This window comes from uncultured Algibacter sp., assembly GCF_947495675.1.
GTDB lineage: Bacteria > Bacteroidota > Bacteroidia > Flavobacteriales > Flavobacteriaceae > Algibacter_B.
The window spans coordinates 278,401-292,775 of sequence record NZ_CANLZX010000001.1 but is presented as its reverse complement, the minus strand read 5'-3'; the positions used below and the strand labels follow the sequence as shown (position 1 = coordinate 292,775).

General features: G+C 30.7%; 16 protein-coding genes. 6 read left to right on the top strand and 10 right to left on the bottom strand.

Annotated features, from left to right (window positions below; genetic code table 11):
* Positions 1 to 116 precede the first annotated feature (116 nt).
* The 3 genes from Q0842_RS01250 to Q0842_RS01240 form a co-directional block, all read right to left on the bottom strand.
* Positions 117 to 1,919 carry a ribonucleoside-diphosphate reductase subunit alpha gene (locus Q0842_RS01250; RefSeq protein ID WP_298493293.1) on the bottom strand — a complete coding sequence of 601 codons (1,803 nt, stop codon included), beginning with the start codon at positions 1,917 to 1,919 and terminating at the stop codon, positions 117 to 119.
* Positions 1,920 to 1,922: 3 nt separating this feature from the next.
* Positions 1,923 to 3,197 (bottom strand): ribonucleotide-diphosphate reductase subunit beta, encoded by a 1,275-nt coding sequence (locus Q0842_RS01245; RefSeq protein ID WP_298493287.1) that lies wholly within the window; start codon positions 3,195 to 3,197, stop codon positions 1,923 to 1,925.
* A 379-nt stretch (positions 3,198 to 3,576) separates the two neighbouring features.
* Positions 3,577 to 4,140 carry a DUF3109 family protein gene (locus Q0842_RS01240; RefSeq protein ID WP_298493283.1) on the bottom strand — a complete coding sequence of 188 codons (564 nt, stop codon included), beginning with the start codon at positions 4,138 to 4,140 and terminating at the stop codon, positions 3,577 to 3,579.
* Positions 4,141 to 4,282: 142 nt separating this feature from the next.
* Here Q0842_RS01240 and Q0842_RS01235 point away from each other — a divergent pair, with 142 nt between their 5' ends.
* From Q0842_RS01235 to Q0842_RS01225, 3 genes are all read left to right on the top strand, one after another.
* Positions 4,283 to 4,870, top strand: coding sequence for a MarC family protein (locus Q0842_RS01235; protein ID WP_298493281.1), 588 nt, complete (start codon positions 4,283 to 4,285; stop codon positions 4,868 to 4,870).
* An 83-nt stretch (positions 4,871 to 4,953) separates the two neighbouring features.
* The gene (locus Q0842_RS01230) at positions 4,954 to 5,157 is read left to right on the top strand and encodes a hypothetical protein (RefSeq protein ID WP_298493278.1); all 204 of its coding nucleotides are present in this window, start codon (positions 4,954 to 4,956) and stop codon (positions 5,155 to 5,157) included.
* A 1-nt stretch (position 5,158) separates the two neighbouring features.
* Entirely contained in the window at positions 5,159 to 5,767 is a 609-nt protein-coding gene (locus Q0842_RS01225) for an FAD-dependent oxidoreductase (protein WP_298493276.1), read from the top strand.
* On the opposite strand, the gene Q0842_RS01220 is transcribed toward Q0842_RS01225, so the two are convergent.
* The 4 genes from Q0842_RS01220 to Q0842_RS01205 all read right to left on the bottom strand — a co-directional run bounded on the left by Q0842_RS01220 (position 5,764) and on the right by Q0842_RS01205 (position 9,710).
* A complete protein-coding gene (locus Q0842_RS01220) occupies positions 5,764 to 7,362 on the bottom strand; it encodes a S41 family peptidase (protein ID WP_298493273.1) in 1,599 nt (532 codons plus the stop codon). The genes Q0842_RS01225 and Q0842_RS01220 overlap by 4 nt on opposite strands.
* Positions 7,362 to 7,793 (bottom strand): dCMP deaminase family protein, encoded by a 432-nt coding sequence (locus Q0842_RS01215; RefSeq protein ID WP_298493270.1) that lies wholly within the window; start codon positions 7,791 to 7,793, stop codon positions 7,362 to 7,364. The genes Q0842_RS01220 and Q0842_RS01215 overlap by 1 nt, the downstream gene beginning before the upstream one ends.
* Before the next feature lie 320 nt (positions 7,794 to 8,113).
* Complete coding sequence (locus tag Q0842_RS01210) at positions 8,114 to 8,704, bottom strand: HupE/UreJ family protein (RefSeq protein WP_298493267.1); 591 nt, start codon at positions 8,702 to 8,704, stop codon at positions 8,114 to 8,116.
* Positions 8,705 to 8,738: 34 nt separating this feature from the next.
* Positions 8,739 to 9,710, bottom strand: coding sequence for an NAD-dependent epimerase/dehydratase family protein (locus Q0842_RS01205; protein ID WP_298493264.1), 972 nt, complete (start codon positions 9,708 to 9,710; stop codon positions 8,739 to 8,741).
* Between the two features lie 157 nt (positions 9,711 to 9,867).
* Between Q0842_RS01205 and Q0842_RS01200 the strand changes: the two genes are divergently transcribed.
* Both Q0842_RS01200 and Q0842_RS01195 read left to right on the top strand, forming a co-directional pair.
* Positions 9,868 to 10,386 carry a hypothetical protein gene (locus Q0842_RS01200; protein WP_298493261.1) on the top strand — a complete coding sequence of 173 codons (519 nt, stop codon included), beginning with the start codon at positions 9,868 to 9,870 and terminating at the stop codon, positions 10,384 to 10,386.
* A 186-nt stretch (positions 10,387 to 10,572) separates the two neighbouring features.
* The gene (locus tag Q0842_RS01195; RefSeq protein WP_298493258.1) at positions 10,573 to 11,040 is read left to right on the top strand and encodes a CBS domain-containing protein; all 468 of its coding nucleotides are present in this window, start codon (positions 10,573 to 10,575) and stop codon (positions 11,038 to 11,040) included.
* A 60-nt stretch (positions 11,041 to 11,100) separates the two neighbouring features.
* Here Q0842_RS01195 and Q0842_RS01190 read toward each other — a convergent pair whose 3' ends face one another.
* Both Q0842_RS01190 and Q0842_RS01185 read right to left on the bottom strand, forming a co-directional pair.
* Entirely contained in the window at positions 11,101 to 11,793 is a 693-nt protein-coding gene (locus tag Q0842_RS01190; protein WP_298493256.1) for a hypothetical protein, read from the bottom strand.
* A gap of 69 nt (positions 11,794 to 11,862) precedes the next feature.
* Positions 11,863 to 12,210: a hypothetical protein gene (locus Q0842_RS01185; protein ID WP_298493253.1), complete on the bottom strand. Its 348-nt coding sequence runs from the start codon at positions 12,208 to 12,210 to the stop codon at positions 11,863 to 11,865.
* A gap of 219 nt (positions 12,211 to 12,429) precedes the next feature.
* Here Q0842_RS01185 and ssb point away from each other — a divergent pair, with 219 nt between their 5' ends.
* On the top strand, positions 12,430 to 12,762 hold the full coding sequence (gene ssb, locus Q0842_RS01180; protein WP_298493251.1) for a single-stranded DNA-binding protein: 333 nt from the start codon (positions 12,430 to 12,432) through the stop codon (positions 12,760 to 12,762).
* Between the two features lie 55 nt (positions 12,763 to 12,817).
* Here the strand turns inward: ssb and nadB are convergent, their stop codons facing one another.
* A complete protein-coding gene (gene nadB, locus Q0842_RS01175; RefSeq protein WP_298493248.1) occupies positions 12,818 to 14,374 on the bottom strand; it encodes an L-aspartate oxidase in 1,557 nt (518 codons plus the stop codon).
* Position 14,375: the final 1 nt, after the last annotated feature.

The following is a 14,375-nucleotide window of genomic DNA, read 5'->3' as shown; positions in this document are numbered from 1 at the left end:
TAGAATTTTTAATACAAAAAAAGCACCTCTATTGAGGTGCTTTTTAAAAATTTGGGGTTCCCTCTTTCGAGGGAACACACCCAATAAATATGTTATGATTAGCACATTAAATTCTATTACCCTTCACAACTAGTACATTCCTTTTTTTGCTTAAATTTCTGAGCTGCATTCATACTGTGTTGGTAATACAACGATTTAACACCTAATTTCCATGCAGTAACATAAATCTTATTAATATCTTTAACTGGCATATCTGGATGCACCATTATGTTTAAAGATTGTGCTTGATCTATATGGTTTTGTCTGTTTGCCGCTTGATAAATAATGGTCATTTGGTCGATTTCAGAATAGGTTTTAAACACATCTTTTTCATGATCTGTAAGACCTTCTAAATGTTGAACAGATCCGTCATAATCACGAATACTTCTCCAAATTTCTGGTGTATTTAATCCTTTTTCTTCTAGAAGCTCTAATAAATATGGATTTTTAATCGTTGTTTTTATTTTCGCAATATCCTTCACATAACTATTAGACCAAATTGGCTCGATACCTTGAGATACTTGTCCTAAAATAAAAGCCGAAGATGTTGTTGGTGCTACTGCATTTAATGTTGTGTTACGTCTTCCATAGCCTTTTAATACTTCTGGCTCTCCAAACAAAACGGCTAATTCTTTTGATGCTTTTTGTGATTTTTCTTCAATAGTTTTAAATATTTTACTATTTAAATTAAAGGCTTCTTGACTATCAAAACTTAGCATTTTAGATTGTAATAATGAGTGCCATCCTAAAGCTCCCATTCCTAATGCTCTATTTTCTTTGGCAAAATTATAGGCCTTTTCCATAAACAAGAATGTTTGTTTATCGTCACGATCCATAGAATCTCTGTACACCTCAAGTTTAGTAATAAACTCTTCTAGAACAGCATCTAAAAAATACACCATGGTTTCAACTGCATCGGTATCTTTCCATTTATCATAATGTAATAAGTTTATTGAAGAAAGAACGCATACAAAAGACCATTTTTCGTTTGTAGGTAACATGATTTCAGAACATAAATTACTTGCGTAAATTTCATGATTCTTATCTTTATATACATCTGGCGCATTATTATTAGCGTTGTCTCTAAAGAATATATATGGATAGCCTATTTCTCCTCTACGTTGTAAAACTTTTGCCCAAATTGCTCTTTTATCGGTATCACCAGCAATCATTTCTTCCATCCATTGATTACCAACGGTAACACCGTGTGTTAATTCTTGTATTGGATTTCCTTCGGTACCTATTTCTAAAAATTCATGAATATCTTTATGCTCTATTGGTAAATATGGAGAAAAACGACCTCTTCTTACAGAACCTTGACTTACAACATCAACCATTTTTTCAAAAAGCTGCATAATATGTACAGCTCCAGAAGATTCTCCGTTATTTTTTACAGGAGCACCTCTGTGTCTTAATTTACCAAAGTAACCAGAAGTACCACCTCCTAATTTAGACATCATACCTACTTCTGATTGTGTATAAAGGATATCTCCCATATCATCAGAAATATGCGAACCAAAACAACTAATTGGCAAGCCACGTTTTTTACCAAAATTAGACCATACTGGAGATGCTAAAGAATAATAGCCTTCTGCCATATATCCATAAAACTTATCTGCAAATCCATCAATTTTTAAAATAGACTCTGCATTTTCTGCAATTTCTCTAATTCTTTGCTCAGGATTAGTACCTTCTGTAAGATACCCAGAAGACAAAAACTGGCGACTGTGTTCTGTTAACCATTTAATTTCTGGTTGTGCAGTTGTCTTTGCTTCTTTAATAGCCTCTTTTCTAGCTTTTAATAATTCGTTGTGGTTAGAAGTTTGTGTTGTTTCTAAATTTACTTTTTGATCAGTTTTTAAATTTGTGTTTTCGCTCATGGTTTAAAATAGGTCGTCGCTAGTTATACTTTTTGTTCTTTTACTGTAATTTACAGAACGCTTCACGAAGAAATCTCCATGTTTTGTTCCTATTATTTCGTCGTCAAACCATTCGGTTTGCTCTAATAATGCTTCGTTTACATCGAATACTTTTTCAATGCCAATACTTTCTAATGAATTATTAAATCTGTTTTTTATAAACTCATTAATAACATTCTTTGGTAAAAATTCTAATTCGCCAGCTTCAAAAATCCAATCAACAAGTTTACTTTCAGAAATAAACGCTTCTTCACATAATTCTCTTACTATGGCACTATGCTCTTCACCAAACCAAGTTGGGTTTTCAGCTTTTATTATTCTAATAATATCAATTCCAAAATCACCATGAATTTGCTCTTCTTTTGAAGTTGCTTCCACAACATTAGAAACACCTTTAAGCATGTTTTTATGCTTATTAAAAGCCATGATTATTAAAAACTGGGAGAATAAAGACACATGCTCTATAAAAAGAGAAAACAATAAAATAGATTCAGCATACTCTTTATTATCCTCGCTTTTTGCATTCTTTAAAGCCGTTTCTAAATAATGAACTCTTCTCATTATTACTGGCTTTTTCTTTAAATTCTTAAATTCATTATTAAGACCTAAAATTTCTAATAAATGCGAATAAGCATCGTGGTGACGTACTTCACTTTCTGCAAACGTAGCTCCTACCGATCCTATTTCTGGTTTTGGCATTTTGTTATAAATCTCTCCCCAAAATGATTTAACTGCAACTTCAATTTGAGAAATTGCAAGCATGGTATTTTTAATAGCGTTTTGCTCTACAACCGTTAGTCTTGTTTTAAAATCCTGAATATCACTTGTAAAATTAAATTCTGAATGAATCCAATAAGAGTGTCTTATAGCATCAACATATTCATAAAGTGCTGGATATTCATATGGTTTTAAATTAATACGTTTTTCAAAAATATTTGTTTTTCTACTTCTAGCTTGTTCGTCTCTGTATAAAATATACGCTTTAGCAACTCGAGGAAAAGAGCTTAACATTAATTTTTCTTCTACTAAATCTTGAACTTCTTCAACGGTAGGTAAATAGTTATAGTCTTTTGCTTTTCTTTCTAATAATTCTTTTAAAACATTTACAGAGATTGTATTTGCATCTTCTTTAGTACCATTTCCAACAGAAAGCATTGCTTTCTCTATGGCATTAGAAATTTTATTTAAAACAAACGGGCTTGTTTCATAATCTCTCTTAATAATTTGAGTAATCTCCATAAAAAATTTTAATTTAAAGGATTAAATAGTCAATAGAACATTAATAGTTTTCTTAATTTTTTCAGCAGCAAAATGTTAGCTTCTTGCTTTTTCTGAATAAATTGGATAAAAACTTACTTTGTTTTCAGGATAACAAAGATTGCAAAATGATTGATACATTTTAAGTGAAGCACAGAAACCTTTTCAACAAGTTTTTAACAAACAAAAAAACAGCTAACAACTTAGAAGTTTACAGAAAAAAACAGCTAATCAACTGTTTTTTAGGTTTTTATATAATTTAGAATTTAGAATTGTTTACAAAAAAAAATCAAGTTATATAGGGTACAAACCCTTTATTTACATAGCTTTTTACAAGTTTTTTTGTTATTTTTTTTGTGTGTTAAAAAGTTTTAGCAACCTTTTCTAATTCGGCATACCAATCTTTACCAAATTTTCTTACTAGAGCTTCTCTTACAAATTTATAGATAGGCACTTGTAATTCTTTGCCTAATGTACAAGCATCGTCACAAATTTGCCATTTATGATAATTTACTGCAGAAAACTCTGTATAATCTTGTACACGTATTGGATATAAATGACATGAAACAGGTTTTTTCCAAGAAATCTCGCCTTGATTATAAGCCTCTTCAATTGCACAGAGAGCAACATTTTTATCATCAAATATAACATAAGCACAATCTGCTCCATTAATAAGTGGAGTTTCTAGCTCTCCTTCTTCTGTTGTAATAAATGTTCCTTGAGACTCAATTGCATCTATACCTTCTTGTCGTAAAAATGGTTTTACTTTAGGATAAATATTTTTTAATATTTCAGACTCATCTGCTTCAAGAGGTGCGCCAGCGTCGCCATCTATACAACAAGCGCCTTTGCATGCCGAAAGGTTACACAAAAAGTCTTTTTTTATAATACCCTCAGAAACAATGGTTTTACCTAGTTGAAACATAAATTTTTTTATCTTGTAGGTCACAAAAATAGTTAAACTTTGGGTTTATTTAATTAAGAATAATAATCTACTTTTGCCGAAAATTTAGAAACTCTAATTAAGAGTCTAGAAATTGACATATTAAAATTTAAAACAAAAATTAATGCAATTCAATTTTAAAGAAATATTTACAGTTTTTATGGTTTTATTTGCTGTGATAGACATTATTGGTAATATTCCCATAGTTATTGATTTAAGAAAAAAAGCAGGACATATACAAAGTGAAAAAGCATCGTTAATTGCTGGATTTATTTTAATAGTATTTCTGTTTTTAGGTAAAAGTATTTTAAATCTTATTGGTATTGATGTAAATTCATTTGCTGTAGCCGGTGCATTTATCTTATTTTTTATTGCCCTAGAAATGATTTTAGGTATTACACTTTATAAACAAGACGAAAACGCTTCTATGACAACTGCTGTTTTTCCTTTAGCATTCCCACTTATTGCAGGACCTGGTAGCTTAACAACTTTACTATCACTAAGAGCTGAATATTATATAGAAAACATTATTGTTGCTGTACTATTAAATGTTATTATAATTTATATTGTGCTTAAAACATCTGCAAAAATTGAACGTTTTTTAGGTGCAAACGGAATTAATATTATTAGAAAAGTTTTTGGAGTTGTTTTATTAGCTATTGCTGTAAAATTATTTGCTCATAACATAAAAGCATTATTTGATATTGTTTAAAACCCATAATAGCCTTTTGGTAAATAATTACTAAATTAAGACCAATAAAAGGGAAGATAAAACTTTAATAAAATTTAAAATAAATGAAAATTTTCACCATAATACTAAGTATCCTTGCTTTAGGTTTAATGATTTTTAACTTCACTCAAGTTAATTTTGATGCACCTTTTAAAGGCGACAGCATTATTGCTATAATAACTATTCTTGCCTCACTATGTGTTATTGTAATGATGGCTATATTAAGAACCTCTAAAAGAATAGAACAAAAAGTAAAAGAACGTAAATAGTATGTATGATGCTTTAATAATTGGTGGAGGTGCCGCGGGTATGTCTTGCGCATTGGTTTTAGGCTCTGCTAAACCGAAAGCATATGCGACACATAAAAATATTGGTATTGTAATACATCAAAAAACATCGCATTTACAAACAGCATTATTCAATAATGTTTTAGGCTTAACTCCAGGTACAACTGGTGCTTCAATTTTAAATAGTGGGAAAGAACAACTTTCAAGTCTTTACCCACATATTGATCAAATTGACAATGAAAAGGTTTTAGAGGTTTCTAAAAAAGATAATTACTTCAAGGTTAAAACAAACAAAACTATTTACGATACCAAAATTGTAGTAATTGCTGTTGGATACACCAACTTAATGACTATTGAAGGTTTAAACCAATACATTGAACCTCATCCAAGGGCAGCTATTGCAAAAGATAGAATTTGGTTAAAAAACACAGACCATTTGATTGAAGAAAACTTATATGTTGCGGGCACTTTAGCGGGGTGGCGAAGTCAATTTGCTATTGCTTCTGGGAGTGGTGCGCATGTAGCTACTGATATTTTAACGCTTTGGAATGGCGGGAAACATACTAAAGTACATGATAAGGTTGAAGTTTAATCTATTTCGTCTCCATCACTCAACTTAATAACCTCATCAATCATAATATCGCGTTGATTGTAAACCTCTTCAAAAGCCCCAGCACCAAAAAGCTGATCGGCAAGCGTAGCTTTTATATATTGTTTTACCTCATCATGATAGGCTACAAAAGTAACTTTAGAGTCTGTTCTAAGGTTTAAGTAATCTTGAAATGCAAATACCAAATCGTCTCCAACCTCATAGGTTTCTATAAAATCTTGTCGTGAAGTATTATCATATAGATGCCTGTCTTTTTCTAATTCTTCAAAAACAAAATTCCCAAAAAATCCACGTCTTAATAAAAAAGATAAAGTTTCATTTTGCATGCTATTATCAATTGGCACAAAAACATCTGGTATAATTCCACCACCGCCATAAACTGTTTTTCCTTCTGGTGTTGTAAACTTTAATGAATCGTCTACTTTTATTTTTTCAGGATCTAGAAGTTCACCACTATCTAATCTATCAAAATACTCATCATAATAATCTTTATTACCATTAGTATAAGGACGTTGAATAGAGCGTCCTGTTGGAGTATAATAACGAGATACTGTTAATCGCACAGCACTACCATCGCCTAAATCCATTTCGCGTTGTACGAGCCCTTTGCCATAAGAGCGCCGCCCGACAATAGTCCCTTTATCATTATCCTGTAAGGCACCTGCTACAATCTCGCTTGCCGAGGCAGAATTCTCGTCTATTAATACGTATACTTTACCATTTTCAAAATCACCTTTGCTAGTGGCAAAACTTTTTTCAATATCGCCTCTTTTATTTTTTGTAAATAAAATTAGTTTATCGTCTTCTAAAAACTCATCTACAATTTGTTCTGCAATTCCTAAAAAACCACCGGGATTATTTCGTAAATCAATGGCTATTTCTTTAGCGCCTAAAGCTTCTAGTTTTTCTATACCTACTTTAAATTCTTTATACGTTGATTCTGCAAATCGATTAACTTTTATATAGCCCAATTTTTCAGTTAGCATATAAGCAGCATCAACACTTTTAATAGGAATATTACCTCGTTTTACAGTAAATTCTAAAAGTTCTGGTTCTCCTCGCCTGTAAACTTTAAGTTTTACTTTAGAGTTTATATCGCCTTTTAGTTTCTTTATAATTTCGCCATCTTTAAGTTGCTTACCAAATAACGAATCGCCATTTGCTGTAATAATTCTATCACCGCCTTTAATTCCGGCTTTAGCACTTGGCCCGTTTTCAATAGCACGAATAACAGCAATAGTATCTTTATAGGTATAAAAACTTACTCCAATACCCACAAAATCGCCTTTCATTTCTTCGGCAACACGTGCCATATCTTCTTTAGGAATATAAACCGAATGCGGATCTAGATTTTCTAAAATACCATTTACGGTAACATCAACAATACTATCAGTATCTATATCATCAACATAATCATATTCAATATAATCTATAAGCCTGTTGAGTTTATCTTTTTTACTGTTTGTAGAAAACAGCCTATCTGAAGAGTCTGCAAAATCTAACTTTCCGCCAATAAAAATACCTGCTGCTATAGCAAAACCTAAAATTAGTGGTAAATATTTTTTTTGATTTGTCATTATACTTTTAAATCTTCAATTTGTTCAAGTTCTATACCTGCTTTTTCTAGAAACTTTAATCCAGAATTATCTTTGTAAGCTTCATGATAAACTACTTTAACCACACCAGCCTGATGGATAAGCTTACTACACTCTTTACAAGGCGACATAGTTATATATAATGTTGCCCCTTTTGCCGATTGGGTAGAAGCTGCTACTTTTAAAATAGCATTAGCCTCGGCATGTAACACATACCATTTAGTATAACCCTCATCATCTTCACAAAAATTCTCAAAACCTGAAGGCGTGCCATTATAACCATCGGAAATTATCATTCTATCTTTTACAATAATAGCACCAACTTGCCTACGTTTACAATAAGATAATTTTCCCCATTCTTGTGCAATTCTTAGATAAGCCTTATCGTATTTAAGTTGTTTATTTTTCGACATTAATTTTTAATTATTATGGCGTTACCCTCATTTTTAAGATTCAAACTAAAATTTAAAATTTAGAACCATTCGGGTCAGGCTTTTCGTTTCAATCTTTTACAAAAAAGTAAAAGGATTTTCTCTACAATCCTTAACGCAGTCTGTATAACGAATATAGTTAGTATGTATTTTAATTACAACGCCAATTCGTTAAAGTTTTATGAAAGTTTATTCTGAGTGTTACTTTTGCGTTAGGGATAGTAGAGGAAAGCCCACAGCGAGATACGAGCGAGGACTTGTAACGTATAGCCCGACCCTTGTGGTAACGTCCAAATATATAATTAGGTTAAAAAATCGCTATTTAAAATCATTGGGATTACTAAACCAACTACAATAGCAGATATTACCATTATCCAATCGCGCTTGGTAAACCTAAAAATGGTTTGCACAATATAACCTAAAAAGAGTACTACAAATACTATAATAACTTGAGCTAACTCAATACCTAAGGCAAACTCTAATAGTAAAACTAACTTATTATCTGTTTCTCCTAACAGCATTTGAAACTCGCGTGCAAAACCTAAACCATGGATTAAACCAAAAAATAAAGTTGATAAAAATAGTACGCCTACTTTTTCGCGTTGCGCACCTTTGCCTGATGTAAACACGTTAAATAATGCTACAATTAATATGGTAATAGGTATAAGAAATTCTACTACAGTTGCATTTACTGTTACTACATTGTAAGCTGCCAACACCAAAGACAAGGTATGCCCTAGTGTAAACATAGATACAAGTAATAATACACGTTTCCAGTCTTTAAAAACGTAAGGCACGGTTAAAACGATGAGGAATAAAACATGGTCATAGGCATTAATGTCTAGCACATGGTTAATACCATACTCTACATTAAACCAAAAATTTTCTAGCATAATAATTACGATTTAGGGTACCTCAAAGATACAACTATTGAGGCGTTTTTGAAATAGTATTATATTTTTTACCGAGTTGAAAAAGCATTTCTTGGGTTATATCTTCTAATAAAAATGTATGTTTCCATTTCCAATCTTGTCTTGCATAAGAATCATTGATGCTTTTAGGCCAACTATTGGCAATATCTTGCCTAAAATCTGGTGTGTAAACAACCTCAAAATCAGGAATGTGTTTTTTTATTGATGCGGCAACTTGTTGTGGTGTAAAACTAATGGCCGCTAAATTGTATGACGACCTAATTTTAATATCTTCGGGCTTAGCCATCATAATATCTACGGTGGCTTTTATAGCATCGTCCATAAACATCATTGGCAACTCGGTATCTGCTTTTAAAAAACATTCGTATTGTTTTGTTTTTACAGCCTCATGGTAAATTTCAACGGCATAATCTGTGGTGCCTCCGCCGGGTAAGGTTTTCCAGCTAATAATACCTGGATAACGAATACTCCTTACATCTACATGGTATTTATTAAAATAGTATTCGCACCAACGCTCGCCCACTTGTTTTGTAATACCATAAACCGTTGTTGGTTCTGTAGTGGTATATTGTGGTGTATATTTTGTTGGTGTTGTGGGCCCGAAAACGGCAATGCTTGATGGCCAAAAAATTTTTTTAATGATTTTATCTTTGGCTAAATTTAAAACATGAAATAGCGAATTCATATTTAAATTCCATGCTTTCTCTGGAAATTTTTCGCCAGTTGCACTTAACATAGCTGCCATTAAATAAACGGTATCTACATGGTGTTTTTCAACACAATTTTTTACACTTGTGAAATCTTGAGCATCAACAATTTCAAAAATACCTGTATTAGATATATCTAAATTACTTGTATTTATATCGCTAGCCACAACATTATCGTCTCCAAAAAGGTTTCGAAGTTTATATGTTAATTCTGAACCAATTTGCCCGCAAGCACCAATGATTAATATTTTTGAGCTCATTAAATCACATTATTATATGGATATTTCAAAAATAACAAGTTTTTAATGATAATAATGCATTTTTAAAATGAAATATTATTGATTTTCATTATTCTATAATTCTAAATAATTAAACGTTTACTATATATTTGTATCACATCATTTTAAATGACCCAAAATGTATATAAAACCTCTTTTAGTTTTAAGCTTTTTAATTGTATTTGCTTCTTGTAAAAAAACACAAGAAAATATTAAAGAGAACCAAACCGAACAAAATAAAACTGAAGACATTACAGAACAAGATGTTGCTAAACTAAAATACGTTGAATATATTTTAGACTCTAAAACAATAGAAATTGTAGAAGATTGGCCAGAATATTTACAATTAGAAGAAGTTGTAACCAATATAAAAAAAGGTGATTTAACCTATTTTAAAGACAATGAAAAAGTTGTTAAATTGCTTACTAGAGAACTAAAAAGCAACATACCAAATAGTTTAAAATCTGAATCTATTCTTTCTAGGGTTTTAGTTTTAAATACTAAATTACTTCAACTTGAAAGCTTATCTAATTTAACAACTACTAGTAAAGAAGAGCTTCTTCAAACTATAAAAGAATTTTTGGTGTCTTTCTCTAATTTAAGTTTTCAAATGAATAAAAAAATTGAATTTGATAACCGAACTATTACAAAACCATAGTTTATTTTAATTTTAAAAAACACAATATTAAACTTATTATAGCATGTGTTTTTTAATATTAAAACCTTTTACAGCATTCCTTTATTTGTTATATATTATTTATCCTAACGGTCTTAAACAGCTGCTATATTAGGAAATATGAAATAAAATGCATATATTTAAGATTACAACAAATTAAATATTATTATGGGAATAAAGAGTTTTCAAGGAGCAAGAAGACAGCAGACTGAAACTGCTGACAAGATATCGTTAACCGTTAGCGATTACATGACAACAAATTTGATAACATTTACTCCAGACCAGCCTATTGAAAACGTGATGCAATCATTAATTAAAAATAGAATTTCTGGTGGGCCAGTTGTAAATGAAAAGAATGAACTAATTGGAATAATTTCTGAAGGTGATTGTATAAAACAAATTAGTGAAAGTAGATATTATAACATGCCCATGCAAGACCAAACTATTGGAAAGCATATGGTAGGCAATGTAGAAACTATAGATGGAAATATGAATATTTTTGATGCCGCTAAAAAGTTTTTAGAATCTAAACGCCGACGTTTTCCAATTGTTGAAAACGGAAAATTGGTGGGACAAATAAGCCAAAAAGATGTTCTTAAAGCTGCTATGCAACTTAAGGGTCAAAACTGGAAGTAAATTAAAACATTACATACTTAAAAACGCTATTAATTCTAGTAATTAATAGCGTTTTATATTTTACAACCTCCCAAATTTTGGTTTTAAAGCATCTGGGCTATCTGTTATTAATATTCTATCTTTTCCTTTTGCAGTTATTGAGGCTATACTTGAATAATTATAATCTTTTACAGGATTGTCTAACTTAACCCAATTTACAAACCCAGCTACTGTAATACGCTCTCCTACTTCTACTATAGCTTCTCTGTATCGAAGTTGTTTATTAAAACCAAATAAATTATTGGTTTTAATATTATAGCGTTTTAAAAGCTCTTCAAATTCTGGTGTAAGTTCTTTAAATAAACCCGAGCTTGTTTTTTTATCGGTTACCAAATAATCGTAATAATTTTTAGGTTCTTTAGTAGGTAATACCACTAATCGCTCTCCAGTTTGTTCGATAAAAAAATCTTGAATAACTTCTTCTCCTATAATTGTTTTCCAACTAGAGTTTTTACCAGATTTCATCTTCTTTTGTATATACATTTTATAAAAGACGCATTTACGCTTACTTAAAGGAGCTATTAAAGGCTCTTCTATATTTAAAGCTGTTCCTTCTATTTTAGAATAGATATTAGTTTTTAAACTACCAATACGTTGGTTTGGTAATTTTTTTAACCTTCTTAAAATAATTGTTTTAGGATTAAAATAATATATTAAAAAAGCGATAAGCCCTATGAAACTGATAACTAAAATGGCAACAACAATAGTACTCATGTTTAAACTTTAAAAAATTTATTTGATATTAAATATGTGTATAGCAAAATGTAAAAAGTTATATTAAAACTACTCCCTTTTTACAAGTGCATAAAAATCCCCATCTAAAGGTAAATATCCTTGATCGTAAACAAAGTAATAAATAGTTCCAGCTTTTGTTTTATAAATACTTGTAAAATAATTAAAATCGAAACCATTTTGAATGAGTTTTGTTCTTGTTGTTTTCGTTTTTTGTTTTGGGTTTAAGGTCTCTAAAATTCTCCAATTCTTTCTTAAGCGATTATTAATATTCCGAATTAGGTTTTTAGAATCTTTATTAATTGTATTGTTATAGGCATTTCTACAATAATCGCTACAGAATTTTTTATCACTTCTTCCTATTAACTTTTCACTACATTCTAAACAAACTTTAGCCATAATTACTAATTTTTATAAAAATACATATTTTATTCTAAAAAAATAAAAATCACACTATTCAATTATAATAAGGGATTAAAACGATTTAAACGATTACAATTATTTACAAACGAACACAAACGTTTACTAACCGGTTAAAACCTTTGAAGTGTAACATCTTTGCAGAGTCGAAACATAAGAACTCGATAGTATTAACTGTTTAACATTAAAAATAAAATTATGAGCACACTTAGAAACAAAGTACAGTTGATTGGTAACTTAGGAAACGATCCAGAAATCATCAATCTAGAATCAGGAAAAACATTAGCTAAATTTAATATTGCTACAAATGAAAGTTACACCAATAATAAAGGTGAAAAAATAACAGACACACAATGGCACAATATTGTAGCTTGGGGAAAGACCGCTCAAATTATAGAAAAATACGTTACAAAGGGAAAAGAGATAGCTATTGAAGGCAAATTAACCTCAAGAAGTTATGATGATAAAGATGGTAACAAACGTTATATCACAGAAATTGTATGTAATGAATTATTAATGCTAGGTAAATAGCACCTTTTTTTGCCCAAATTATTATAAACGAGATTCTTATTTTTAAGGGTCTCGTTTATTTATTTAGATTATCAATATTATAGTAACCTCCTTTATTTTCAGTTCTTTCTAAAGATTGTCTAATTATTAAATGTGCTACATTAATCATATTTCGTAATTCGCAAAGCGAAGTTGTTATTTTAGATTCTCTATACAAATCTTCAACTTCTTCATAAATTAAATCTAAATGCTTTATGGCCCGTTTTAATCGTTTATTACTTCTAACGATACCTACATAATCGCGCATTAAGGCTTGTAATTGTTTTAAATTATGCTGAATTAAAATATGTTCTTTAGTAATTACGGTACCTTCATCATTCCAATCAGGAATTGTTAAATTATGAGCTTCACTAGGGTTTTCAAAATGATATTTATAAATGTTGTGTGCATACACCAGAGCTTCTAGTAACGAGTTTGATGCTAACCTATTAGCGCCATGCAATCCTGTTCTTGTACATTCTCCACATGCAAATAAATTATCAATTGTAGTTTTACCATTTTTATTCACTTCAATACCACCACATAAATAATGTGAAGCAGGAACTACAGGAATCCAATCGGTTTTTATATCAATATGATGCTCTAAACATTTATTATAAATGTTTGGAAAATGATTGATAAAGGCATCCATATCTAAATGTGTACAATCTAGATATACATGCGTTTCACCAGATTTTTTTAATTCGCTATCAATACTTTGCGACACAATATCTCTAGATGCTAATTCTGCACGCTCGTCGTAATCAGGCATAAATCGATAGCCCTTTTTGTTTCTAAGATAAGCTCCAAAACCTCTTACGGCTTCTGATATTAAAAACGACGATTCGCCTCTTGCTTCATACAAAGCTGTAGGATGAAATTGCACAAACTCCATATCCTTAATTTGAGCTTTAGCACGATATGCCATAGCTATACCATCGCCAGTTGCAATTACAGGATTTGTTGTATGTCCATAAACACAACCAATACCTCCAGAGGCTAATAATGTATTACTCGCTTTAATGGAGAAAATTTCACCGTTTTTTTGATTTAATACATAAGCACCAAAACAGGTTATTTTTTCTGAATTGAATGCTTTAATATGGTGATTGGTTACTAAATCTATAGCAAAATGATGCGGTAAAATGGTAATATTAGATAACTTATGTGCTTTTGTTAGTAAGGCACGTTCTATTTCATAACCGGTTATATCTTTGTGATGTACAATACGGTATTCTGAGTGCCCACCTTCCTTTCCTAAATCAAATTTCCCAGTATCATTAACATCAAAATTTGCGCCCCAAAGCAGTAGCTCTTCTAAACGGTCTGGGCCTTCCTTAATTACTAATTCAACAACATCTTTATCGCAAAGCCCATCGCCAGCAATTAAAGTATCATTTATATGTTTTTTAAAAGAATCGTCTTCTTTATTTAAAACAATAGCAACACCTCCTTGAGCGTATTTAGTATTAGATTCGTCTTCGCTTGCTTTTGTAACAACCACAACGGTTTTATCAGGAAACTTTTCAGCAATTTTTACAGAAAAAGTTAAACCTGCAATACCAGACCCTATTACTAAATAATCTGTAGTCATA